General features: G+C 52.0%; 1 protein-coding gene. It reads right to left on the minus strand.

Annotated features, from left to right (window positions below):
- Positions 1–344: M15 family metallopeptidase domain-containing protein (locus tag HBA93_RS19645; RefSeq protein ID WP_221724409.1), on the minus strand; the 344-nt coding region annotated here is incomplete at both ends.

Below are 344 nucleotides of genomic sequence, written 5' to 3' on the forward strand. Positions count from 1 at the left end.
GGCCATACCGAAGTTATGCGCGGATTGCCCGAAACGGGCTTTTGAGTGTCCGCGCACAAATAGGGCGTTTTGCTCATCTTCACCGCGCCAGCAGTAAAGGCAAAATAGGGGAACGTCCTGTTTGCGCATACGGGTTATCAGCCGTTTTTCAAATTCAAGAATATCAGGGTGCGCGCCGTCTTTCACGGCGCGCATTTGCTGATCTTTATATTTTTGGCTTTGAATAAACGTGCGGTTCATCATTGACCGCCTCGCCGCCCCGCGGTTCTTGAGCGGCTGGCTCTCCTTCTTTCGCCGGTGTTCCATCGTGTTGATTTTCTCCTTTCCTTCTGCTTTCGCTGCTT

Origin of the sequence: Ochrobactrum sp. SFR4, assembly GCF_019730395.1 — a bacterium.
Taxonomy (GTDB): Bacteria; Pseudomonadota; Alphaproteobacteria; order Rhizobiales; family Rhizobiaceae; genus Pseudochrobactrum.